We start from the raw sequence: 24,768 nt of genomic DNA, 5'->3' as shown, positions 1-24,768 counted from the left end.
CGTTGATTCTGGGTCAGGGTCTTTTCGCTGCCCAAGGTTCGATTTAGGTGGAAGTGAGGTTAGGCGATGGAAGCGGTTGAGTTCGAAGCCAATATCAAAAACGGTAGTATCGAAGTTCCTGCTGCCTACCGATCTGGCCTGATCGAAGGAGATAAAGTTAAGGTCATTCTGCTCAAGACTCATAAAGCTGAGCAAATTCAAGCGGTTAAGGCACTCTTTAAAGAAACTCAGGCTTTACCCCAGGCTCAAACCATCACTGAGGACGAAATCGCCGCTGAAATCGCTGCCTATCGAGCGAGGCAGTGAAGGTTGTCATTGACACAAACGTTCTGGTTTCTGCGGTTTTACGCGATCGCGATCCTGAAGCTGTCATTATGCTTGAGCATGATGATTTTATCTAAGGGCAAGACCGGGGAGAGCGATCCCCGGTCAAACCCAACAAAGACAAAACTATTACTTGGTCAGTCCATACATTGTCGTTTGAGTCGATCAGCAACAACTCTGCTTTACTTACTGAGAAGAAGTAGACTCAATATCTGACTCAATCGATTCTTTGAATGTTTCAATTGTGTTTATCTTGCTGTTTTAGCATAACTACTATATTTAGTAAGGGAATACTAAATATAGTAGTTATGCTCTAGATTTGTATATTCATAAGCAAATGCGAGAAACCAAAAGAACACAGAGGTTGGCTCTAGACCTTGATCACGCTTTCCAGACGCAAAAAGTAATTAAGGTTTGGAAAAGTACTATCCGCAATGCTTTACGCAATCAGCCATTGGAGGATTTACATGATTTCCTAGATATTCATAGAAACATTGGCTCCTTCTCAGAGCGACTTCGGCAGGATATCTTGGCAGGTCATTACAACCCATCCTCGCCTGAATTTGTTCATTTGGAAAAGCGAGATGGAATACCTAGAAGGCTTGTTATACCAGAGCCATCTGACGCATTAGCTTTACAATGCATTGTTGAAGTTCTAGAAAAAGAAATTAAAAACAATCAACCATCCAAAAATTCTTTTTACTCACGATCACATAATCCCGAAGGTGTCGATAAGGTTGATGACAGCTTCCCTTATCCGTGGTGGATGTTATGGCCTGAGTTTCAAAATAGGATTTGGAAATTCACCAAATCTCATAAGTATGTTGTGGTAGCTGATATTGCCAACTACTTTGATTGCATCCCACTAGGATCGTTACGTAATACTATATCTTCGTGTGGACACTTTAGCGAAAATCTATTGAACTTCTTGTTTTACATGCTGGAGGCATTTTCATGGCGTCCCTACTATATGCCTCATTCAGGAGTTGGCCTGCCTCAAATAAATTTTGATGCTCCACGCTTGCTTGCACATGCCTATTTATTCAAAGTAGATGAAGAGCTTGAAAAATTCACGGATGGTGATTTTGTTAGATGGATGGATGATGTTGATGCCGGTGTTGATTCCAGAGAAGAAGGAAAGAAATTATTAAGAAATTTAGATAATGTTCTTGCAAGCCAAGGATTGAGATTGAATGCGAACAAAACAAAAATTTTGTCTGCAAAAGAAGCGGTTGAATATTTTAAAATACAAGAAAATAGAAGATTAACAGTAATTCAAAACTGCATCAAGGAGGGCATTGGCAACGAAAAAACTAAGATGCAGCAAAAGATCTTACTTAAATCCTACTTTGAAAGATTTAATGAGAAACCTAGAAGTGGGCAATGGGACAAAGTCTTTAAGCGTTATCTAACTTTGTTCGGAATATTGGAAGATCCACATATCGATAAGTTTATACCACCAATTATTGCAGACTGCCCAAGTCTCAGAGGAGCAGCCTTCAAGTATTTTATTCGTTTAGGAATCAATTCAAGGCGGCTTAATATACTAGAAAGATTTTTACTCTCTGGAGACTGTGAAGATGATGTTTCACTATTTGAAGCAGTTCAATGCTTAATAGCATGGCATACGCCTACTAGCGGGAAGACAGTCGATAGAATGCTAGTCCTTGCAAAAAATTTAGTAAGAAAGAATGGTTTTAGCTCTCCTTCCAGAGTTACTGCATCGCTCTGGTTGACAGCCAAATACGGCTCAAGGAACGACCTTATCTCATTAATTCAATCTACTAAAGGCGTTTGGGAGAAATCAGGATGGACTGCAAGGCAGGTCGCCGCAATAACGCCTCTTCTTTCTAAACAGGATCGCTTGCTTGTGGCAGAAACTGCAACCCAGAACGGATTATTGCAGGCATTGGAAGTACTAGCACATATTTCTAGCATTAAAAGAATGCAGAGCCTAGATAAGCAGTTGAGTAGCTACCTTATGCATCAACCTTCTCCAAACTGGGATCACTATCCACTTCCCAAGGTAATTCTTGCAATAGCTATATTTCAAGGTAAATTGAAGCCTGCTCTAAAAGAAAAATTGCGAGACAATATGACAGATTTCATTCAAGACAAGCGATATAAGTACCTCTTGAATGTTCACTGTCCCTAGCGCCAAGATTTTAACCCTTTTGGCTAAGTAGTTTGCTTTAATCGATGGCTTCTCTCTCTCTAATTCTTTTTGGCTCATGCAGGATATTCTACCTCTATTCCTCTTGCTGGAGCGGAGTTTTTGTCAACTCAATTATCTATTACATAAACCAAACCCCTAACTTATACGCCTATAGTGTTTTATATTTATCTTGAGCTTTAAATCAAAAACAGCTGTGGCCCAAGTCGCAATCGAAAACGTCTACAAAACCTTTCCCAAGTCTCGCCAAGTACACGAGGCTGAGAATACGTTAGATACCGACCATGATGCGGCGGCGGTGCTCAAGCGCATCAACCTCACCATTGAGGATGGCGAGTTTATGGTGTTAGTTGGCCCCTCGGGCTGCGGCAAAAGCACCCTGCTGCGTCTGATTTCGGGGCTGGAGGAGATTACCGGGGGCAGCATTTGGGTGGGCGATCGCAAGGTCAACGACCTGCCCCCCAAGCTGCGCGACACCGCCATGGTGTTTCAGAGCTACGCCCTCTACCCCCACCTGACGGTCTACGACAACCTCGCCTTTGGCCTGCGCCGCATGGGGGCCGACCTGAGCAAATCCCTACCGGAGCTGGGAGAAAAACCTGTACTCCTCAGCGAATCACCCGCCAACCAGGAGCTAGAGCGCCTGCTCACCGAAAGTCGCTGGTGGGAAAAGCCCCTGGTCTCGATCACGCGCCGACTGCCCCCCAGCCTGCGCTATGTCTCTGAGGCCGAGCGGCTGATCGACGAACGGGTGCGGGCCGTGGCTAAGATGCTGCAAATCGATTTGCTGCTCAACCGCCAGCCCCGCCAGCTCTCGGGCGGCCAAAAGCAGCGGGTGGCCCTGGGCCGAGCGATGGCCCGCAACCCCCAGGTGTTTTTGATGGATGAGCCCCTGTCGAATCTGGATGCCAAACTGCGGATGGAAACCCGCGCCCAGATCGTGAATTTGCAGCGGCAGCTGGGCATTACCACCATCTACGTCACCCACGATCAGGTGGAGGCCATGACCATGGGCCACCGCATCGCTGTGATGAACCAGGGCCAGATTCAGCAGGTGGCTACGCCGCTGGAGCTGTACAACCGGCCGGCCAACCGCTTTGTGGCGGGCTTCATTGGCTCGCCGCCGATGAATTTTATTCCGGTGCGGGTGCAGGCTCCGTTTTTGCTCATTCACCCCGAGTTTCGCCTGTCGCTGCCCAGCGATTGGGACGAGCGCCTGCTGCCCTACGACAACCGCGAAGCGCGGCTGGGCATTCGCCCTGAGCACCTCAGTCTGGCTCTGCCCGCGCCCAAAAATATTCGCGGTCGTATCACTCACTTGGAAGCTCTAGGCAGTGAAACCTACCTAACGGTGCAAACCGAGGCGCTGACACTGCTGGCCAAAGTTCCCCCCGACGAGATGGTGCGCATTGGCGATGAGGTGTGGCTGGCGATCGCCCCCGAAAAAGTCCATTTATTTGACCCTGAGAGTGACGCTTCCCTTTGGAGCCGCTAATCTTATCTGCAGAGATCTACGCCAACAGACCATGCCAACAAGGGAAAGCACTTTGCGTAACCCCCGTCTAGGTAAAACCCAGCTGCTCTCATGGCTAACGCTAATCGGCGCTATGGTTGTGGCTTTTTTAATGGTGCAGGCACCCTGGGCGCACCCGCTTCGCGCCGTGGCGCTGCTGGCCCTTCCCGGTGTGCAGAGTGCCCTAACTGCCAAAAATACCCTTAACCGCAGCCGTCTAAACCAGTTCAGCGGAAGAGTGGCGATCGCCGAGCTGATCGGGGCGGGCCTGCTGGGGGTAGCGGCTGCGATCGCGCTACTGGGTGCCAGATCGCTGCCGGTGCTCTATAGCAGCTGGGTTGTCGCTGCGATCGCCACCCTAATTCTGGTGATTGCCGCCGCCCTTGACCTGATCCGGGCCATGCGCCGTAGACAAAATCAGCGCCCGGTGTTGGTCAAGCTGCTGCTGCAGAGCCTAGCGCTGGTTTTCTACAGCATTCTGCTGCTGTGGATGGGGCTGTTGTTTCTGCTGTCGCTGACGGGCGAGTCGTACATGGGGAATTGATATCCAAACCCTGTTGCTTACCCCTGATTGGTTAAGGGCAAACGACCGTTTGCCCCTACGGAGCACCTGTCTAGGCTTCTCTGACCTGAAGGCGGATCTGTTCAAAGGTGGCCCCCTCAACGGTTGCGCCAGGCAGCACCTGTCCCTCTACCGTCGTCGCTTGCCCATCGACCCAGGCCTGCTCTAAGGCTGGCCCGTGCAGGTGCAGGTTTACCCGCCCGTAGGGGAATGGGTAGTCGCCCTGCGATCGCCAGGTGAGGGTTAAGGTCGACCCCTGCTGGCTGAGGTGCCACTGGTCTAGCCGCGAGTCGCCGTAGCCTTCGCCAGCATCGCTGTAGAGCTGGTACTGGCTTTCCCCCTCTGCATCTGGAGCCTGCGATCGCGGGTAGAGGTGTAGGGTCAGGTCTTCGCCCTCGGCCAGGGGCAAAATGCTGCCGCCCCTCACCAGCAGAGGAATCTGCTCGAGCGGGGCGGGTAGCTCAACGGTTTGCCCACCCGCCCACAGCGTATCATCCCAAAAGCTGTACCAGTCGCCGGGGGGTAAGGCCATCTGGCGACTGCGCTCTCCTTCAGTCATCACCGGACACACCAGCAGCACGTCCCCCAGGCAAAAGGCATCCTCTCGGTTCCACAGGCTTTCGTCGGTCGGGTCTAGCCAAAACAGCGGGCGCACTGGGGGATGTCCCTGCTCGGCGGTCTCCCACACGAGGGTATAGAAGTAGGGCATCAGCTGCTGGCGGAGCTGCAAAAAGCGGCGGGTAATGCCGAGGCAGGGTTCGCCGTAGGTCCAGGGGGCGCGGTGCCCCACGCTGACGGCGCTGTGGGTGCGGTAAAAGACCATAAAGGTGGCCATTTGAAACCAGCGCAGGTACAGCTCAGGCCCCGGATTGCCCAAAAACCCGCCAATGTCGGGGCCACAAAAGGCCACCCCCGACAGCCCCAGGCCCAGAACGGTGGCCACGGTTTGCCGCAGCGCCTCCCAGGTGGAGACAATATCGCCAGTCCAGGTCCAGGCGTAGCGCTGCATCCCGGCCCAGCCCGATCGCGTCACCACAAAGGGGCGAATGTTAGGCCGATGGCTCCGCAGGCTTTCAAAGGCGGCGCGGGTTTCGAGCATGCCGTAGACGTTGTGGGCCTCGCGGTGATCGCCGCCGCGCCCCTCCAGGCTGTGCTGGGTGGCCAGGGGCAGGGTGGGGTCGCCCCAGGCCACAAAGGCTGCCGGTTCGTTCATGTCGTTCCAAAACCCGGCCACCCCCGCCTGGAGCAGGTAGGCAAACTGGCGGCTCCACCAGTCGCGCACGACCGGGTCGGTAAAGTCGGGGAAGACCGATCGCCCCGGCCAGACGGGGGCCACCACCAGATCGCCGTCGGCATAGGTGCAGAAAGCATCGAGAATTTGCCCTTCTAAAAACAGGTTGCTGTGGCGGTTGTGTTGAATGCCGGGGTTATTGATCGCGATCAGCCGCACGTCATTTGCCGCCAGCTCCGCCGTAAACTGCCGGAACTTGGGGAACCGCTGGGGGTCGATGGTGAAGGCGCGGTGGTTGACCTGGCAGTCGATATCCACATGCAGGGCGCTGAGTGGCAGGTCGTGCTGCTGAAAGCTTTGTACCTCCCGGCGCAGGGTGGCCTCGGTGCGATAGCCCCAGTGGGATTGGTGATAGCCCAGAGCCCAGCGGGGCGGCAGGGGTGCCCGGCCGGTGAGCTGGGTGTAGCGCTGCATGAGCTGGGGCGGTGCGCCGATCGCCAGGTAGTAGCGCAGGGCCCCGGCCTCGAAGGTGGTAGTGGCCTGCTGGCCCAGCCGCAGCTCGCCCCGAAAGGTGTTTTCGTAAAACACCAGATAGCTGCCCTGCCGGTGCAGCCCCAGGTACACCGGAATGCAGATGTACATCGGGTCGGTGCCGGGTTCGTAGATGTTGCCGGGGTCGTAGTTCCAGAACCGGTAGGTTTTGGTCTGGGCTGGGCCGCTGCGTTCTGAAACTGTGGGCCGCCGCAGGTTAAAGGTTGCGGCCCGTTCCCCCAGACCGTAGAGGCACTCTTCGTCCCGCAGAGGGGTAGTCTGCTGCCAGCCTTCCCCCAGGCGCTGGGGAGGGAGTTCTTGGCGGATTTGGCCGGTCTGATCGGCGATCGCCAAGCTGCCGTCCCATCCCACGCTGATCGAGAGTTCGGGGCTAGAGAGCACCCACCCCTGGGCCTGCTCCTCCAGGTGAGTGGTGACGGTGGGCCAGGGGTAGTCGGCCAGGCCGTAGGGCAGGGGCAGCCGACCGGGCTGCCAGGTGATGCGAACAAAATCGGGCGTTAGAAAGGCGAGTTCGAGGGTGGCCTGCTCAAATTCAATCTCGGCTCCCCGCTCGGTGGGGGTGGCGTGGAGCCCTTTGCCTACGGGGGTAGGGGTAGCTGTGGTCGAGGTTTGGTGGGGGCGATCGCGGCGATCGCGCTGCCATGAGTACCAGATCGCGTAGGGCATGTACCTCAAAAACCACAGGGCTTGCAGCACAAACTTCAGCCTTAGCCAGAGTGGTTTTAGCACAGCCATTCTCTTGCTTGCCCCCGTGATTTCTTTCTGTCAGGCTAGGGGCAAGCTGGGGCCACGGCTTCCCCTAAAGGCGCGAGGCATTTGTCTGTCCACAGAGAGAATTAGCTGTCGACCTTGCCTCCCATGCCCCTCTGCCCGCAGCTAGATGGGAATAACGCTTTCGCTGAGGTTTAATGGGGCCAACTATCTCGCCCTATTTTGAGAGTAGCCGTGTCCTTTTCTCCCTACCTGGCCATCAATCAGCAACTGGCTGCCCGAGGAATGAAGCCCCAGTACGTGACCGGCATGGATTCTGCTACCCAGGGGCTACAGTCGGCGGCCAACTTTCTCAAAGGCAAAGATTTGCCCGCCGGAGGGCCTGTGCCTCAGCTGGCTGTAGGGCTAGCCCACGCCATCGGCAGTCTGCCCAATGCAATTAATGATGCCATCATCACCGGATTGGGCTGGTTCGATGCCTCTCGCCCAGGGGCGCTAGAGCGGGTGCGGGCCGAAACTCTGGCCCAGTGGGCGGTGAACCAGTATCCCCAGCGGCCGTATCCGGCGGTGATGGTGGGCTCCTCGAACGGGGCGGTCTCTCACCTGTGCGCGGCCCTGGGCATTCCCTGGCTGCCCCAAACCCTGCTGGTCTGTGCCCGCCACTCGGGCGACAAAGACGACCCCAAACAAGTGATGACCTGGGCCGAAGACCGGGTGCAGCGGCTGCTAGCGGCAAACCCCGACCTGGCGGCCTACCAAATGCACGACCCCAACCAGGACCGGCTGAAGGTGGGGCAGGTGGCCTACTTTCGGCTCAAGCGCAGGCGGTTGGGGGCCGCCTACCGGCAGTTTTTGCGGCAAAATTTGATGCCGGGGGGCACGCTGTTTTTGGTGGAATGCCAGTACAAGTGGCCGGCTACCCAGGTCAGCGATCGCCATTTCTTTCAAGTGGGCGGCAAGGGCGGCATTCACCGCGCCGAATACGTTGAGGGCAGCGAACGGGTGGCCGAGTTTCTCAAGCAGCAGGGGTCTGAGCACCGCCGCTGGCACAGCCCCCCCTCTGACGGCGACTGGCCCGAGGCAGAATGGGGCTTTGAGCCCGCCCTGCGCGAGGATGCGATCGCCTTTGCCGAGGAGCATGGCTTCAAAGTGCAGCGAATCGTGTTCGACGACCCGCAGTCCCTCAGCCCGCTGGTGGCCGATCTGCACCGCTGGTGGTACGGCCAGTTGGGCGTGCCCAGCGATCGCCTGCTGGCCGAGTCGTTTGTCTATCTGCACCCCTGGCTCTGCATGCGCCTGGGTCTGGTGCCCTACTGGACGGTGTTTAACGACCAGACCTCCCTGGGCCTGCTCAAGGACTATTTGCAAACCACCGCACCCTACGATGATATTCATCTCACCCTGTTCTCCAACGGCATCAACTCGCTAGGGATTGCCCCAATTGAGCAGTGGCGATCGGAGATTCTATCCCTGGCTCGGCGTCAGGGTCAGTTTTTGGGTGTGAATGAGGGCCGCTTTCCGCGAGACAATGCCTCGATCATTCAGCACTACCTGGATCTGAAACAGATGCCGGGGCAATTCCCCATCCCTAAACCATTAACCCTGCACCAGCTGGAGGAGTTTTTGAGGGAGAGGGGCGATCGCTACGCTGTAGACTGGCTGCGCTAGTCAGAACTCCCTGGCAGATAGCCCAGTTCATCGCATCATCCGGCTTTAACCACCCTGCTCAACAATAGGCAACCTCGTAGGGGCAAACGCCGTTTGCCCTGCACGGTCTTGGTCCTGCACAACTCTGGCCCTATGCAGACTGCATCGCTCCAGCAGGCTCTGGCATAACCTGTCATTGGCCCAAGCCGCTAAAACCGCGATTCATATTCAATCAAGAAGATGTTATCTCCGGCAAAGTTGGTGGTGCCTCTGGCTCGAATTCGGTCGGTGATGCGGTAAGACAATCCATACTGGGGCGGCTTGCTGTTGTTGAGCACTTCCAGCACGTCAATGCTGGCGTCTTCGCCCAAGTCAAAGGCGGCTTCGACCCCAATACCAATGCCCACGGTGCTTTCGGTGGCGGTATCGGTAGTCGGAAAGATGCTAAACGATCGCAGGCCAACGGCATCGGCAATGCGATCGCCAAAGCTAGCGATCGCCCCCGCCCCCACAAACCCGGTCAGCTGCGTCAGCGATGCGCTATAGACATTGGTGACCACGCTGCTGCCCAGCAGGGCCAGCAGTTCTTCCTGGCTGCGGGCGGGGCGGCTGGTCAGCGTCAGCAGTTCGCCCGCCTGACCGGGCGTGGCGCTATCCTGCAGGTCGCTGACGTAGCCGTAGGCGGTGGCAAAAATCGAGACAAACTCCACTTCCCCAAAGGTGGTAATGCCCGAGGGAGCGGTAACCTCGGCGCTGTTAAACGGCGTGACCTCAGTAATTTGAGCTACGTCGGCATCCTGCACCCTGGCCCGCATCTGCACATCCAGAAACGGGTCTAGCCCAGCCTCAGGGAAAAATGTGGCGGTATTGGCGGCGTCGCGCACCAGGCGAAACTGGGTCGAGAACAGATTGATCCAGCCGCGATCGAGGGTCAGCACCCCACTGGGCCGCAGATCCGTCAGCGTACCGTTGACCTCGACACTGCCCGAGGCGGTGATGTAGTAGAAAGGCTGCCCCACGATCGCCAGATCGTTGCTCAAATTCAGGGTCAGACCACTCAGCCTGACTCGGCTCAAGGGGCCATCCAGGCTGGCCCGATCCACTTCTGGCAGGTCAAACCCGTCGATCTCCGCCCGGTACTCCTCCACATACTCAGGCAGCGGCTCTGTCACTAGAGGATCGGCCGCGTCGTCTTCCGGCACTTCCACATCCGCCGCCGGTACGGTTTCAAATCGGCCCAGCAGGTCGTTGGCTCTCAACACGCCATCCCCCACCTGCACCGTGCCCGTGACGATCGGATTGAGCAGCGATCCGGCAACCAACATCTCACCGTCCAGTTCCGCTTCGACAAAGCCTTCGTAGTCGGCCTCGACCTGGTTTAGGGCAATGGTTAAACCCGCCGCAGGCGCTTGTTTCGTCGCCGCCAGGGCAGTGGTGCCCGCCCCCACCGGCAACCGCCCCGCTACCACAATCTCGCCGCCGCCGTAGTTAGCCTGTAGCTGCTCGACTAGCACCTGTTCGCGGTTAAACCTAACCCTACCCGTCAGATCAGTCACCGGCTCTGATAGCGCCGTGCTGACCAGCACACCATTCTGAAATTCGGCCTGCCCCACCACCGCCGGATTGTCTAGCGTGCCCCCAATTTGCAGGCTAACGCGGCCCTGCCCCCCCTGCCAGCCAACTCGCTCGTCGGTGACCAGGTTCAGCAGTTCTAGGCCCTCGTCTTCTAAATTCGCCTGTACGTCAATCTGCTCGCTGTCGGGCTGAACCGCCATAAACGGCAGGGCGTAGGGAATGTCTCCCCGCAGGGTGACCTCGGCGGGGGCGGCTACCACAGCCGCCCCATCAAAGCGGAGGCGGGCGTCGGCGTAGGTGAAGTCGAAGGCCACCGACTCCAGCGGTTGCTCGTTTAGGCTGGGGTTGACAACTGCCAGGTCGCCAACCACGGTGGGGTTGCCCAGGCTGCCGTCGAGCGTGGCCACCAGCGCCAGATCTCCGTCGGCCTCTACTGGAATGTCGACAAACAGCTCCGCCAGTTCTACCGGCACCCCGCTCATCTCCAGCTGGCCGCTGAGGTTTTGCGGGCTGCCGTCGCCCACAAAGCTGATTTGAGTGTCGTCGGCCTCAAACAGCAGCGGATCGACGTTGAAGCTGCCCTGGTCGTAGCTGGCCGCCAGGGTAAAGCGGTTGCACAGGTCACCCAGCCCAGGGCCAGTCGCATTGAGGGGTTCGCCAAACGCGATCGTTTCGACCCCGGCACTTGGCTCCACTGCGCCCGGCTCTATTGTTGCCGAGTCGCAGGTGATCAGGTTGCCCCAGGTCCAGTTTTGGCCCTCGATATCGGCCTCAGCTTGCAGGGCGTCGGCAGCAAACCCATTGCCTTGCAGGGTGACGGTGCCGCTAAAGGTGCCCCGCAGGTCGGCCAGGGCGGGTAGGGCTAGCTCGGTGTCGTCGGTTTGCCGCTCGTAGCGGGCCAAAAATAGGGCAAAGGCCTCTAGCTGCTCTAAAAAGGGAGCTGGGGGTAGCCCCGCAGCGTTCAGGTCAAGCACTTCGGCTCCGAACCCGGTGGGAGCCTCGCGGCGCAGGCCAAGGTCGGCGAAGGTTTCCCAGTTAAGGGTGGCCAGCAGGTCCTGAAAATTTCCCGAGACAATGTCGATCTGGGCGTAGTACTGGGGGGTGGGGGTACCCACATCATCCAGCCACCCGGTGACCTGGTAGAGGCTGTCGTCAAAGGCCAGGGCGGCATTGGCCAGCTCAAGGCGGCCATCGGCGTAGGTAAACTGGGCCTCCAAGCTCTCGGCCACCAGGGTATCGAGGGTGGGGTTTAGAATGCTGGCGGTGCCCTGAACCGAGAGATTTTCTAGGTCGCTCAGGTCGGCAGTAATGGTGCCATCGAGGGTGCCACCCAGGGGGCCGAGACTGGCCACGGGGGCTACCCCAAAGGCGTCAATGGGCACATTTTGAACAGTGGCGGTGAGCTGCTGGTTGACGACCTGACCCACGGCAATGGTATCGCCCAGGCGAATGTCAAACTGACTGGGCCGCAAATTTTCATCCAGGGTGGCGAGAATGCGATCGCCCCTGCCCCGCAGCGCGATCGTGCCACCCTCGGCCCGGGCAATGTTTACCGGCCCCGACAGCTGAGACTCAAAGGCAGCGGTGTCTAGAGCCAGGTCGTTGACCTGGGCATTACCCACCAGGCGCAGGTTGCGCAGGGGGCCAGTGATCTGACCGTCAAAGCTGACCAGCCCGGACGGGGCAAAGCGATCGCGCACGTTTGCGGGCGCGAGCTGGGCCAGGCGGTCGAGCCGGTAGCGATTTACCTGCACATCCAAATCGACGGGGCCAATCGGATTGGCTGCCCCCAGACTGGCGGCCACAAACCCGCTAGCCTCCACCCCAGGGGCCGAAAACCGCTCCACCTGAATGCCGTTCCCCGCCCAGCGAAAGGCGGTTGTCCAGTCCCCCGGTTCTAACAGCGAAGGGGCACCGGGGGCCACGGTGAGCTGAGCGTCAGTAATTTGAGCGGTGCCGTTGGCCTGCAGCGCCTGTAGCGACAGATTGTCTAAGCTGCCAGCGGCGGTCAGGTCAGCGGTCAGCAGCCCCTGCACCCGGTCGGTGAACCGATTCACCGGCAGATCGGTGGTATTGATCTGGGCCGTCCAGGTGCCGCGATCGAGCTGAGCGGTGGCGGTAGCGTCGAGGGTGCCCTGCTCAACCTGAAACCGGGCGTTGTCGACCACCAGGGTATTGTCTTGGTAGGTCAGCTCGCCGCGGCCGGGGTAGGTGGCCTCGGGCAGCCGAAACTGGAGCGTCGCCAGGGGGTTTTCAACCGTGCCCTGAACGTCTCCCTCAGCTAGGACCGAGCCCAGCACCGCCTGGTTGGGCAGCGACAGTCCGTATTTGGCGGCTAGGGCATCTCCCGGTAGGTCGGCCTGCAGGTCAAGCGCAAAGGCAGGGCTGCCCCCGGTAGCTAAATCGACCTGGCCTGCCCCGGTGATAAAGCCCCCCTCGACTGGAACCATCCGCAGCGTTTGCAGATCGACCTGCTGGGACGTGGCAGCAAAGTTAGCGGTTAGGGTTTCGAGGGTTACTTCATCGAGCTGTACCAGGCCCTGGTTTTGCAGCTGTCCGGCCAGGCGGGGTTGGTCGATGTCGCCAGTCAGGGTGCCGTCAAAGCCAAACTCCCCAGCCGCTGCAATGGGTAAATTCAGTTCCAGCAGGTCGGTTACGGTGGCGATCGCCACTGCCGGAATTTCCACTGCTAGGTCATAGCCCTCGTCTAGATCGAGCGTGCCAGCGGCGGTCAGGGGAATCTCACCTCCCAATTGCAGCTGAGCCCTGTCTACCATCACCTGCTCGCCTCGAAATCGCAGCGTCGTGTCGATGTCGGTAATGGGGGCGGGCAGCTGGGCCACCAGCACTTCACCGTTGCGCAGCCGGGCGGTACCTCGGGCTTCGGTGAGAAAACTTTCGGTCTGTGATCGCAGCTCCAGAACCAGATTGCTGTCTAAGGTGCCGCCAACAATGCCCAGCGACGGTGGCAGAAACAGGTTAAACCCGGCGGTGGGCAGATTGGTAGATTGCAGGGCGATATTGTAGGCCTGCTCCTCCAGCAGCCATTCCCCATCTACCGCAAACTCGCCGTCATCAATGCGGCCACTGACCTCAAATAAAACCTCCTGCAGGTCTTGCTCAGCGGGGCTTAAAAACTCAGCGCTGGCGCTGAGGTCGGTAATTAAAATCGCCTCAGCTTCGACCACCGCCTCGTTGCGGGGCAAATCTCTAAAGACAGAGGCGCGCCCACCCTCCACCCGTACCGCTACCAGCTCCAGCTCGACGGGGCCTCTGGTTTTGTCTTCCTCCGGGTCGGGCAGGGTGAGGTCAACCCAGCGGCCATCGGCCGCCTGCACCAGCGCAATATCGGCCTCGATAAAGGTCAGGCTGTAGCGCAGGCTGCGGCTAAACAGCAGGTCGGGCCAGCTAAAGGTGACATTTACCGCCTCTGCCGTTGCCCCCGATGCCACCGCCTCGGTGGGGGGCAACCTTGACGGCCCCAGGCGCACCCCATTCCAGGTCAGCCGTTCAAAATTGCCCAGCTCAAAGGGGCGATCGAGACTTCTTTCCAGGGCGGTTTCAACCCAGGGAACCAGGCGATCGTTGAAGAGGTTATCGCCCCAGACCAGAACCGCCACCCCGCCCACCAGGGCAACCCCCCCCAGCCCTGCGCCTACCTTGAGCAGGGTCGGCAGGATCCGGCGCGGGTGCCTGTCCTGGTTTGGGTTAGGCGGCGGGCTGCTGGGCTGAGTCATAGCGATCGCCAACACGAGGGCTGATACTGAGGGCTGATAGGGATAGACCCCACCCAAAAGTCCACATAGACCCTACAGAGGATTAGCGTTGGAAGCAAGCCCCCCTAGGGGGAGTTGACTTTTCCAAGCCCTTGTGGTGAGCCTTTATGAATCCCTTAGCGTTATTGCTTAGCCTTTAGACTGCTAAGGAGTTGATGCATATTTCGTTTCTCTGAGGTAAGCCATGAGCAATTACACCCCCACAGAGCTGCAAACCCTGGTTCAGGCTCCGATGATGACCGGGCTGTCGGTGGCTATGGTTGATATGGGCATTGTGTCTACGGCGATCGAGGCTGCCGCCATGTCAAAGCAGATCGCCGGGGCGGCCGAAAAGTACCCCGCCAACTCCGTGATTCAGGCGGCTTTCTCAGAAACCGCAATGAAGAGCGGCGACATCAAGCTCGACAAACCCGACGTTAAGCCCGAGGAGGTTAAGTCTGGGGCCATGATCGATCGGGCGATCGCCGATATCAACGCCGCCCTGGCCGTAGTGGCTGGCAAAGCCAGCGATGCCGAAGTGGCTGAATACAAACAGTTCATCTACGACTGCGGTGCCGCCGTAGCCGCTGCCGCTGGTGAGGGGCTGTTTGGGTCGGGTAGCAACAAGGTCAGCGCGTCGGAAGCCGCTGCCCTGGCTAAGTTCAAAGCGGCTTTGGGGATTTAGGATGGCTGTAGGGCATGGCGGCAGGGCTTCGACTTCGCTCAGCCAGCATAGGATCAGGGACGCTTGCTTTTGATTACTTTTCTGTAAAGGATAATTGCTACTTACGGAAGCTTTATGTTTCTGTGACACGGTCGAGATGAGTGTCTTACCGTTGACCGAGGAAATCCCTTGGCTAGTGTCATAGTTTGCTTACAAATTTGCCTGTGAAGGAGAGTGTTATGAGTTTTACCCGTTGGCTGCGGCGACTAGCGCCCCTGATGGTGTGTCTGGTGCTGCTGGTTACCGCCTGTTCGTCGGCCCCTTCTAAGTACGACCAAGCGCAAAAAGACACCACTGGGTTTGGTTCCCCAGCGGCGGTCGATAAAAAAGCCGAAAAGGGCGGTACCTTCAACGCCTTTTTCCCCGGCGAGCAGGGCGGCTATAAGGTGATTCCCTACCAGGAGAAGAAAGGCTTCGCCGAGTACAAGCTCGAACAGGACGGCAAAACCTTGGCCATGCTCACCATCAGCGACACTACCAGTGTTCCTGCCTCGGCATCAAAATATAGTGCTGCCACCGAAACCGTCGGCGGCTTTCCGGCGGTAGATCAGGGCACGACCGCCACTGGGGTACTGGTAAATGACCGCTACCAGGTCAAGGTGCTCTCCCGCGACCCCTCCTTTACCAAAGAAGACCGGGTGGCCTGGCTGCAAAAGTTTGACCTCAAGGGGTTAGCCCAGCTCAAAGGGGCCATTAACTCTGTGACTAAACCCAGTGTGGCGCTGCCCGAAGCCCCCACCGCCGCTACCCCGGCGGCCCCAGCCCGCCCTAAGGATGGCTTTAAGCTACCCAGGGTGAAGCTGCCGCGCCTTGCTCCCAGTCTCCAGCCTGCCTCGTAGCGAGTCGGCACAGCAGCGATGACATCAACAGCAGAACCCAGGGCAGAACCAAGGAGTAAATTGTGAGCAAAAAAATCTATGAGATTGTGGACAAGCTCCCCACCGGGGGCCTGACCGTGCGGGCACTCAAAACCCTCGACACCTTTGTACCCGGCCAGTGGAACAACCTGGTGGGCTTTGACAACACGATCAAAACCGTAACCGGCGAAACCGACGAGGCTATGGTACAGGCGATTGGCGAACGCGCGATCGCCCTTTTCAACGACAAAAAGCAGGGCTATCAAAGCGCCCTCTGGCTCTACCACACCGTCGATTCGGCGTCGGGGTTGCTGGGGGCGGCGGCGCTGGCCAACCGCATTGGCCAAGACACCTTTTTGGGTTTTCTCAAAAACCTTTCCCCCAAGCCCGAAAAAGCTCAAACCATCGACCTGGCCGTTAAGCTGGTAACCGAAGTGGTGGCCTTCTGCAAAATTAGCGGCATCCCTGGCGACAGCCTGAGCGACTTTCTCGCCGCCCTGGGCGACTACAGCAGCGAGTCGCTGGTGCGGATGGCGGCTCTGGTCAGCTTCGATGGCATTATTCCCCTGGGGGCCGACTTTTCGACCAAAGCGCTCAACGCCATCAAGGGCATGGGGGCCAGCGATCTCGACGACAACCAGACCTTTAAAGGCGTTAAAGCCGAAATTCCGGGCGGTAACGACAAGGCAAAGCTCTCCTTTATGACCGAGAGCTTTGAGTCGACCAAGGGCTGGATGGATCGCTTTGTCAGCGATCACAACATTACCCAGAGCAAGCTAGTCGACAACCTGGGCGGCTTTATCGAAGGCTCTAGGAGCAAGCTCGACTACCTGGGCGCGTTTCTCGATATGTCGGTGAAGTACTACGAGCACACCGGCACCCAAACTCTGGCTCGCCGCCTGATCGAGCGCGCCGTCGCCGAGATCTAGCCCCAACTCAGCGATTGGCTACAGCTGTGTGTTAGCCCCCAGGCCCGGTTGAGAAAACTCAACCGGGCTTTTTGAATCACATACTCTCCGTACAGATGAACCTATTGATACATCCACTACCGAGTGGTAAATTAATACAAATGTATTAATCAAAATCATGGTTCTCCTACCGTCTGAACGCCGTCTGTACGATTGTCTAAGGCAATGGATTAGCCTATACGGCTATGCCCCTACAATTCGAGAAATGAAGGAGGCACTGAAGGAATCGTCTAGCTCCTTGATTCAAGACTTGCTGGATAGACTGCAGCAGAAGGGATTCATCGTCAGACGGCAGGGTGTGGCCCGAGCGCTTTGCCTGCTCTACGGAGAGCTGCCTCTGAAGGGGTTTGTTCAGGCGGGCTACCTCACCGATCATCCTGAGTGCTGCGATCGCGTGCGCCTAGACGGCAACCGCTACATAGAGGGTGACTACGCCCTAACCGTTAACGGCGACAGCATGGTAGGTGCCGGCATTCTCGACGGCGATATTGTTGTAATGCGCCCTACCAAAGATGTTTGGGCTATTCGTCCTGGCCAAATTGCGGTGATTTGGTTGGAAGGCGAGGGGGCCACCCTCAAGCGTGTTTACTATAACGAGGGTGACAACCAAGTTACGCTCGAACCCGCTAACTCGGCCCACCCAACCCGCGTTTTGGAGCGATCTCGGGTTGGTGTGCAGGGGGTGATGGTGGGTCAGCACCGCAACGACCAAGGCCTGTGGGTTGCGGTAGCCCGGTAAGGCCCAGCTTAGACAGACTAGCCAAGCAATCAGCCGAATTCCTGTCGCTCCTATCTCCAGGCTGGCCTACTTCTATGGATTCTTTATGGTTTCACCCTTGGGTAGCTGCAGTTGTTCAAGGCGATTTTCTAGCGTCTCCCCTAGCTCTTGGTCTACCTCGACTCCAGCATTGACCATAAATAGATTAAAGGTTTCGCCCTGGCTGAGATATTCGGCATAGCGCGATCGCAGGTAGAGGCCGTATTCGGGGCGGCGGGCCACGTAGCGGCCCACAAACGCCAGGCTGAGGGCATTCAGATAGCGGTCAATCACTTCGGGTTCGGCTAGGGTTAGCCCCGGCAGAGAGGCCAGCAGGTGCGATAGCCCGGCGTCGAGGGCCGAGAGATCGACGTGGGCCTGCCCTTCGATCAGGGCCAGCGATCGGCTCTCGGTGGTGTACCACGGAAAGGTGCGAAACTGCTCAAACACCGCTGGGGTGGCGGGGTCGTGGCTGCCCGCGATCACCATCACCGGCACCGTTACGGCAGCTAACCCCTCGGGGCCAAACACGCTGCTGTTCACCGGGTTGACCAGCAGCACCGAATTGACGCGCGGGTCGCGAAAGGTGTACGACTGCCGGGGTAGGTCTAGCGCCTGACACTGCAGCAGCAGCGACGTGTTGAGGTGAACAAAGCTGCGATTTTGGGACGAACTTCTGGGCGGGTCACACACCGTCTGCAGGTAGTCAACGTTTAGCTCGGCCCCGGCTACCGCCAGAGCCGTATAGCCTCCCAGCGAGTGGCCCCCCATTCCCACCTGCTCCAGGTTGAGGCGGCCCTCAAACTCGGTGGGGTTGAGCTGCTCTAGCTGGTCGAGCACAAAGGTAATGTCGAGAGGGCGATCGATGAATTCTTGCACCTCAAATAGGTTGGCGCTCAGGCCCGTCTGAAACTCGGCAACCTGCTGGGCATCGCTACCAGGGTGCTGGGGCAGCACTACCACAATGCCGTGGGAGGCCAGGTGGGAGGCCCACTGGTGCCGTGACTCGGGGCTAGAGGTCAACCCGTGGGAGAACACCATCACTGGAGCCTGACCGCGCCACTGGCGAGGGCGCACAACATCCACATAGAGCTGACGCTGGCGCTGGGTATCGGTGAAGTTAAAGCGCTGAATTTGCACCCTGGCTGGGCCGGAGGTGGTTAAGTTGGCCAGGGTCGAGTAGTCAATAGGCGACTCTTGAGCCGCCGCCTGAGCGGTTAGCCCAGCCAGCTGAACAATCGAGTCGTTGGTGGCGGCGACGATGCGCTCGACGGCACCCGCCACTGCCATGGCATCGCTGACGTTTATTTGCATGTCAGTGGGCAGCGATCGCACCACGTTGATAGGCGAGAGCCCCTCGGCTGAAGTCGCCGCCTGAATCAGCGCCGCCCGCAGGGCCAGCTTGCCGTTGTCGCCCACCCGAGTTTGCAGAATCGCCCCCACCTGCTCCAGCAGTTCTTCGCCCAGGTTGCTGTAGAGAAAGCGCGACAGCAGCACGCCATCGACCTCCAGGGGACGATTGAGGTTTTGACGCAGCTGCTCAACCTCGGCTTCACTGAGCTTGACTAGGTTGACGTAGTAAGCCAGGTCGTCGGTTAGCTGCCCCGACTCAATTAGCGTTTCTAGCGAACTCGTGCTCACCGATCGCTCCACCGGGCCATAGCGAAAGAAAATCGCCTCCGCCGCCTGCACCGGCAGCCCCACCAGCAGAGACGCCCCCAGACTTAGCCCGCCCAGAGCCAGTGCCCGCCGCCATACCCGTTGCCGAGTCATACCATTTCCCCTAAAAGAGTCCCACGCTGTATCTTTGAGCAAAGTCGAAGGAACAAGATACGGCCAGCATCCGCGCATCCACTCTCCCGCCCTACTGAGTCCGCCAATCCGCGTCTACCGAACGCAGCCGCCGCAAAACCACCATATTTGGCCCCACTACTGGGTTGCGAGCCACCACCGCGCCTTCGGGGTCGCGCAGCTGGAGGTTGCCAAAGTTAAGCCCCTGGGCCTGGGTAAAGATGTCTTGGGCGATCTCATTCTGCTGGCTGGTCAGCAGGCCGTACCAGGCCTCCGCCACATTGACGTCTAACGTGTTCTTCGGCAGGTTCACCTCTACCGACTGAATTAGCCCCGCCCCGTAGGAGCGGCTAATGCGGCTGACCCGGCTTTGAATGTCGGCAATCAGGTTTTGCTCAGGGGTGGGTTCGACCACAGGTGCGGGTTCAGCGGCAGGGTTCGACGCCGAATCCACCGCTGGTTCCTCAAGGGAGTAAGGTTCGGCCAGCAAGGCCGGTTCTTCTGCCACCGTGCCAGGCTGCGGCTCGGCGGCCAGCTGTTCTCCCTGGCCCCCACCCAGCGGGTTCCACAGGGCCAACAACAGCATCAGCAGGCCCAGGGCGATGGCGGTGAGCACGCCGTCGGAGAGCTGGCGCTGCAGGTCGGGGGGTAGCTGCGATCGCACCCACCGCAAGCCCTTCTTCCACAGCCTCACACCTTCAGCTAACAGCAGCAGCAGTTGATCGACCACACCCAGCTCCTTAGGTTGGTAGGGAATGCCGGTGTCGGCCCAAACATCTTCGGCTGGGGCAATGGGGCGGGCGTTTGGGTTGGCCGCCCGGTTTGGTCGCTGTCCCCGATCGGTATAGGTGGGTTGTGGCTCAGGCAGCGGCAGCGGCAGCGGATCTTCGACATCCTGCAGGTCGCTGTCGGTCCAGGGTTCTGCGTCGGGGGTGTAGGGGCGATCGGCGTTCTGGGCCGTAGGCTCGCGCCCAGAGTCAAGGACAGCCTCGCTTGAAGTGCGGTAGTCAACGATTGGCTCTAAGTCACCACTGGCGCTGGGCACGTCTTCGTCACCCCTAACAACCCCATCAGGCGTTTCACTAGCTTCCTCAGCCGCCTCAGCCCTGGCCGCTGGCAGCGGCGACACAGCTTCATTTCCTGCATCGGCCTGCCCAGAGTGGCGCGGGGGCGGAATGGGCGGAATTTCTGGAGGGAAGTTGGAGTCTTGGGGTCTCATGGGTTAGCCCACCTGGCCACGGTGCCGATACGCTGCAGAATAGACCCTAGGGGCCTATCCCTCTCAATACTGCCACGTTTCCTCAAAATCTTAGGGTAGAACTCTGCAACCAGAATTCTAGAAACTTCCTATTTGGCTGGCTCCGTAGCCCTCTGGTACAGAATCAGGCGATTGCCGTCGGGGTCGCAGGCGTAGACCTCGCGCCCGTGAGAGGCCGTTAGCACCGGGCCGGGGGGCGGATAGCCGAGATCGGTAAGGCACGCGATCGCCGCCGTTAAATCCACCACCTCAAGACACAGACTCATAGCCCCGCTCGTAGGCGCATGGAAGCGATCGGCCTGATCGGGCTTAGGCCTAAAAATCGCCAGCCTTAGCCCCGGCAGCCAAAACTCAGCATAGCGATCGCGCTGGTAAGGCTCGGCCCCCTGACCCAACAGAGCAGTGTAAAAAGCGACGATATCTTCAAACCGTTCACTGGCCAAGGTAACAAAGGCACTGGTGCAACCCAAAGATCCCGTTGTCAAAGCCATCTCTACCGCTGTGCGCTCGATGCAGGAAGAATGAGACGGTGGGCAGTGCCCACCCTACTTATAAGGAATGACACGGTGGGCACTGCCCACCTTACGGGGCCGCTCATCCACCCATCCACCCGCCTACCCATCCACCCGCCTACCCACCCACTCCCTAATCCATCTCCCACTCCGACGCATACTGCAGCATCAGCGGCGGCAGATGCAGTTCCTTGGGCGTCTTACAGCGAGCCTCAAAGACCGCCAGAATATCTTTTGCTCCGGGGTTGCCCTTGCTGCTGCCGGTAATGCCGCTGGCAATGACCACGGCGCAGGCCCCGCTACAGTCGCTTTGCCACTGGTTCCAGCGCTCCAGCAGGTGGCGATCAGTGCTGCCATTGGTTTCGTACTCGGCAAACAGGTGCAGTTCGCCGTCGCCAGTCTGCAGCAGGCCCAGCTCAAAGGCCTCGCCGCTAAAGGGGTCACTGCCGGGGTTAAAGCACACCGCCCGCACACCCTGGGCCTGCTGCAGCTGTTGAATTAGGGTCTTCGCCTTGGGCCGCGAGGTTTGAATCAGCACTATCGGCAGGTCGGGGGCATCGGCAGTAGCTCCGTTCGGGGCTTTTGGCCACTCTTTCTTTGGCCACTCCTGGGTGTGAAACATTACAGTCGGGGTCTGGCGTAAATCGTCGACCATCCGCCGCTGAAACTGGGTGAGAATGATAATGGCCCCTTCGGGCACGTAGTCGTCGCGCAGTACCGGAAAGTTGACCAGGCCGGTAGGGCCGACGGCCTCGTCTAAGGCATCGTCGGTTTCGGCGGCCAGTTCTTCAGTGACCTCAGGCAGGGTTTGCACAGTCACTTTGAGCGGCGACCCACCGCCATTTTTCTGCGGGTTGGCAATTTTGTAGCTGCTCTTGAGGGTTTTGAGGGGGGGCTTTTCGAGCTGAGCCCGGTAGCGGGTGACAAAGCGACCAATGGCCTCCATCGCCACCAGAAAAGTGGCCCCTTCTTCGTCGGCAAGCTGGCTGCGCATGCCTTCTAAGGGATGAATGCTGCCAAAGTCAGGCTGCACGGCTTCCGGGGCAGACCCCAGCCAGCCCGCAGGCTGAAACCCGTTATCAAAGGGCTCATCGTCAAACAGCTCGAAGTTGAGAAACAGGCAGTCTTGCTCTAAAAAGGCCTCCTGCATCTGCTTCGGCGACTGCTGCCCCATCAGCACCCGCTGGCGAAACTGCTTCAGCGAGTCGAGGGAGCGGTACATCAGCAGGCCATACTCGACGCCCCCCATGCCCAGCATCGATACGTAGAGGGTGTCGAGGTCCCAGGCGTTGAGTTCGACCGCCAGCACCTGCTGCTCGTTGAGAATGTTCCAGGGAGCCAGCTCCCAAATTTCCATGGCCTTGTCGATCATGGCCTCGGCGTAGCGGGGGGGTAGCTCGGCCTCGGACATTTCGGCCGACTGCTGCAGAGCGTTAAATAGCTCGTCGATTAGGGGCAGTTCTGGGGCGTAATCGATCGCAATGTCGAGCCCCTGTAGGGCACCGCGCAGGTAAAACTGAATTTCGCGATCGCTGACCACGATCTTTTGGGGCCGGGCCGGGGCCAGGTTGCCCTGGGGCGACTCGATCGCCTGAAGCAGCGTTCGCACCACGGGTTCGTAGCCGCAGGTGGTGGGCACAATGGTCAGCCCCCGCACCGCGCCGTGGCTGCTGTCGACCCAGAGAATGCAGTCACTGGTTTCGGTGTGGCGCTGCCTGAGGCCGCTGTCATCATCCATCAACCCGCCCACCGAACGGCGATCGCCCTCCCACACGCTGGCCACGCGAGGCAGCCGCTTCAGGCGATCTAAGGTGATGCGGTTCAGTCGGGTCATGGGCTAAGGGTAACCAGGTCGTAGTAAAAACAACGGGCGAAAACAGCAGTCGCGAAACCAAACTAGTAGAAACAGGCGGTGAGCTTGCTGACTCCAGGGGGCTAGCTAACTCCAGGGCGCAGCTGTGGTCAGCATAGACAAGTTTAATCGCCAAATGCTCGCGTTGCCCGAGGGCTTTTGGGCGATCGCAGGTTCGGCCTGACTCTCCTTGGTCTGGCAGATGGCAGTTTAAGGGCCATCCACTGGCCCGGCAGCGGCTCCAATGACTGCTATAAACTATAGAAATTCTGGGCGGTAACGACTAAGCCCGGGCTGCGAAAGTGTTAGATTTCAAAACAATTTGAGCAGTCTTACTCTGGTTAGGGGTGAGTCTGTTTATCATTAGACTATGTTGTCGTACTAAAACTACAAGGTTGCAATGGCCCAAGCCACTGAACAAACCCGAGGAATCTTAATGTCAGAGACGGCCCTTCGGCACGTCAAGGCACTCCAGCAGCAGCAGGGCGACAAAGAGCTTTGCCTGCGGGTGGGGGTGCGCCAGGGGGGCTGTTCCGGCATGTCCTACACCATGGATTTTGAAGACCCCGCCAACATCAACGAGCACGACGAAGTCTACGACTACGAGGGCTTTCGCGTAATTTGCGACAAAAAGAGCCTGCTCTACCTCTATGGCCTCATGCTCGACTACAGCGACGCGCTGATTGGCGGTGGCTTCCAGTTCACCAACCCCAACGCGGTACAGACCTGCGGCTGCGGCAAATCCTTCGGCGCGTAGAATGGGCAAGGCTTTGCCTATCAAAGATTAGACAAAACTCCTAGCGATGGGCAGAGGGCTTTGCCCATCGCCCATCCTACGGTGCTACATTCTGTGCTTTGCTAGATAGCGGCTTAGATATCTGTAGACCATGACTCAAACTGTAGAAGCCCTGTTTGATGAGGGCATCGAGCGCTACAAAAAAGGCGAAGACCCGGCTGAGCTAATTCCGGTGTTTAAAGAGGTGTGCGATCGCGCCCCCAAGAGTGCTGCCGCCTGGGCCTGCCTGGCCTGGCTCTACCTGCTCACCGACAAACCCAACTCCGGCCTCAAAGCCGCCCAAAAGGCCGTCAAGCTCAACCCCCAAGACCCTCAGGGTCGCGTCAACTTGGCGGTGGCCATGCTCGATGCCGGTAAACCTGGCGTGCGCGAGCACGTCGAAATCGCTGGGCAGGTGATGTCTGTGGCCGATGACCTGCGTACCGAAGTGATGCAGAGCATCGACGATGGCCTCACCCGCAAGCCCGACTGGAAGAGTCTGAGCCGCGTCAAGCAGTGGCTTGAATGAATTACTGACGTCAGAAACCGGGTTGCTTCCCTGCGATCGCCAACTGATTGGTTTGTAGCGCAGCAGGAACCCGGTTTCTTGTTAGAACCGAACCTACTGCCCGTACCACTCCTGTCGCCACTGCTTCATCTGGTCGATTTCGGCCTGCTGGGAAGCAATAATCTCATCCGCTAAGGTCAGCAGTTCAGGGCGATCGCTCTTTGCCTTCAAATCTTCGGCCATCGCCACCGCCCCCTCGTGGTGAGGAATCATGGCGTTGATAAAGCGCAGGTCGAACTCCTCGTCGGCTCCGCCCAAATCCACATCCATCCGCATAGCGCTGAGCATTTCTTCGCTCATGGCCATGTCGTGCTTCATCTCGGCGTGGTACATCACGGGCTCGGCGGGGGCATCGGGGTACCACTCGGCTCGCCATTCCTGCATCTGGGCAATCTCCACCTGCTGAGCGGCCATAATATCTTCCGCTAGCTGCCGAATTTCGGGCCGCTGAGAGTTTTCCAGGGCGGCTTCGGCCATCACCACGGCCCCCTCATGGTGGGGCACCATGCCATCGATAAAGCGCAGGTCATAGGTGGCATCGGCAGGGCCGAGATTCATAGTGTGCTCCCCTGCACCATGGCCACCGTGCATGCCGTCGCCGTCGGCCACGTCTCCGGCTGAGTGACCGTCGTGCATAGCGTCCATGGTGCTGCCACCGCAAGC

General features: G+C 58.3%; 18 protein-coding genes. 11 read left to right on the top strand and 7 right to left on the bottom strand.

Features of this window, described 5'->3' with window-relative positions; all coding sequences use genetic code 11:
- Positions 1-66 precede the first annotated feature (66 nt).
- The 4 genes from IQ265_RS13165 (at position 67) to IQ265_RS13150 (ending at position 4,554) form a co-directional block, all read left to right on the top strand.
- Complete coding sequence (locus tag IQ265_RS13165; protein WP_194054280.1) at positions 67-306, top strand: hypothetical protein; 240 nt, start codon at positions 67-69, stop codon at positions 304-306.
- Between the two features lie 355 nt (positions 307-661).
- Complete coding sequence (locus IQ265_RS13160; RefSeq protein ID WP_194054278.1) at positions 662-2,479, top strand: RNA-directed DNA polymerase; 1,818 nt, start codon at positions 662-664, stop codon at positions 2,477-2,479.
- 214 nt (positions 2,480-2,693) lie between these two features.
- The gene (locus tag IQ265_RS13155; RefSeq protein WP_194054275.1) at positions 2,694-3,992 is read left to right on the top strand and encodes an ABC transporter ATP-binding protein; all 1,299 of its coding nucleotides are present in this window, start codon (positions 2,694-2,696) and stop codon (positions 3,990-3,992) included.
- Positions 3,993-4,044: 52 nt separating this feature from the next.
- Positions 4,045-4,554, top strand: a complete 510-nt coding sequence (locus IQ265_RS13150; RefSeq protein ID WP_194054273.1) for a hypothetical protein — start codon at positions 4,045-4,047, stop codon at positions 4,552-4,554.
- Between the two features lie 70 nt (positions 4,555-4,624).
- Here IQ265_RS13150 and IQ265_RS13145 read toward each other — a convergent pair whose 3' ends face one another.
- Entirely contained in the window at positions 4,625-7,090 is a 2,466-nt protein-coding gene (locus IQ265_RS13145; protein ID WP_194054271.1) for a glycoside hydrolase family 31 protein, read from the bottom strand.
- Between the two features lie 210 nt (positions 7,091-7,300).
- Between IQ265_RS13145 and IQ265_RS13140 the strand changes: the two genes are divergently transcribed.
- Positions 7,301-8,734: a hypothetical protein gene (locus tag IQ265_RS13140; protein WP_194054269.1), complete on the top strand. Its 1,434-nt coding sequence runs from the start codon at positions 7,301-7,303 to the stop codon at positions 8,732-8,734.
- A gap of 188 nt (positions 8,735-8,922) precedes the next feature.
- Here the strand turns inward: IQ265_RS13140 and IQ265_RS13135 are convergent, their stop codons facing one another.
- Positions 8,923-14,025 carry a translocation/assembly module TamB domain-containing protein gene (locus IQ265_RS13135; RefSeq protein WP_194054267.1) on the bottom strand — a complete coding sequence of 1,701 codons (5,103 nt, stop codon included), beginning with the start codon at positions 14,023-14,025 and terminating at the stop codon, positions 8,923-8,925.
- 223 nt (positions 14,026-14,248) lie between these two features.
- Between IQ265_RS13135 and IQ265_RS13130 the strand changes: the two genes are divergently transcribed.
- The 4 genes from IQ265_RS13130 (at position 14,249) to IQ265_RS13115 (ending at position 17,331) form a co-directional block, all read left to right on the top strand.
- On the top strand, positions 14,249-14,728 hold the full coding sequence (locus IQ265_RS13130; RefSeq protein WP_194054257.1) for a hypothetical protein: 480 nt from the start codon (positions 14,249-14,251) through the stop codon (positions 14,726-14,728).
- Positions 14,729-14,946: 218 nt separating this feature from the next.
- On the top strand, positions 14,947-15,606 hold the full coding sequence (locus IQ265_RS13125) for a hypothetical protein (protein ID WP_194054255.1): 660 nt from the start codon (positions 14,947-14,949) through the stop codon (positions 15,604-15,606).
- Positions 15,607-15,668: 62 nt separating this feature from the next.
- Complete coding sequence (locus tag IQ265_RS13120; RefSeq protein WP_194054253.1) at positions 15,669-16,553, top strand: hypothetical protein; 885 nt, start codon at positions 15,669-15,671, stop codon at positions 16,551-16,553.
- 157 nt (positions 16,554-16,710) lie between these two features.
- The gene (locus IQ265_RS13115) at positions 16,711-17,331 is read left to right on the top strand and encodes a LexA family transcriptional regulator (protein ID WP_194054251.1); all 621 of its coding nucleotides are present in this window, start codon (positions 16,711-16,713) and stop codon (positions 17,329-17,331) included.
- Positions 17,332-17,403: 72 nt separating this feature from the next.
- Here the strand turns inward: IQ265_RS13115 and IQ265_RS13110 are convergent, their stop codons facing one another.
- From IQ265_RS13110 to IQ265_RS13095, 4 genes are all read right to left on the bottom strand, one after another.
- On the bottom strand, positions 17,404-19,122 hold the full coding sequence (locus IQ265_RS13110) for an alpha/beta hydrolase (protein ID WP_194054248.1): 1,719 nt from the start codon (positions 19,120-19,122) through the stop codon (positions 17,404-17,406).
- 91 nt (positions 19,123-19,213) lie between these two features.
- Positions 19,214-20,359 (bottom strand): hypothetical protein, encoded by a 1,146-nt coding sequence (locus IQ265_RS13105; protein ID WP_194054246.1) that lies wholly within the window; start codon positions 20,357-20,359, stop codon positions 19,214-19,216.
- A 128-nt stretch (positions 20,360-20,487) separates the two neighbouring features.
- Positions 20,488-20,883 carry a glyoxalase gene (locus IQ265_RS13100; RefSeq protein WP_228037857.1) on the bottom strand — a complete coding sequence of 132 codons (396 nt, stop codon included), beginning with the start codon at positions 20,881-20,883 and terminating at the stop codon, positions 20,488-20,490.
- A 160-nt stretch (positions 20,884-21,043) separates the two neighbouring features.
- Positions 21,044-22,744 (bottom strand): hypothetical protein, encoded by a 1,701-nt coding sequence (locus IQ265_RS13095; protein WP_194054242.1) that lies wholly within the window; start codon positions 22,742-22,744, stop codon positions 21,044-21,046.
- A gap of 418 nt (positions 22,745-23,162) precedes the next feature.
- On the opposite strand from IQ265_RS13095, the gene IQ265_RS13090 reads away from it, so the two are divergent.
- Positions 23,163-23,519 (top strand): iron-sulfur cluster assembly accessory protein, encoded by a 357-nt coding sequence (locus tag IQ265_RS13090; RefSeq protein WP_194054240.1) that lies wholly within the window; start codon positions 23,163-23,165, stop codon positions 23,517-23,519.
- A gap of 130 nt (positions 23,520-23,649) precedes the next feature.
- The gene (locus tag IQ265_RS13085; RefSeq protein ID WP_194054237.1) at positions 23,650-24,066 is read left to right on the top strand and encodes a hypothetical protein; all 417 of its coding nucleotides are present in this window, start codon (positions 23,650-23,652) and stop codon (positions 24,064-24,066) included.
- 93 nt (positions 24,067-24,159) lie between these two features.
- Here the strand turns inward: IQ265_RS13085 and IQ265_RS13080 are convergent, their stop codons facing one another.
- On the bottom strand, positions 24,160-24,696 hold the full coding sequence (locus tag IQ265_RS13080) for a DUF305 domain-containing protein (RefSeq protein WP_278002749.1): 537 nt from the start codon (positions 24,694-24,696) through the stop codon (positions 24,160-24,162).
- Positions 24,697-24,768 lie beyond the last annotated feature (72 nt).

Origin of the sequence: Nodosilinea sp. LEGE 06152 (assembly GCF_015207525.1) — a bacterium.
Lineage (GTDB): Bacteria > Cyanobacteriota > Cyanobacteriia > Phormidesmidales > Phormidesmidaceae > Nodosilinea.
This window is presented reverse-complemented; position numbering and strand designations above follow the sequence as displayed.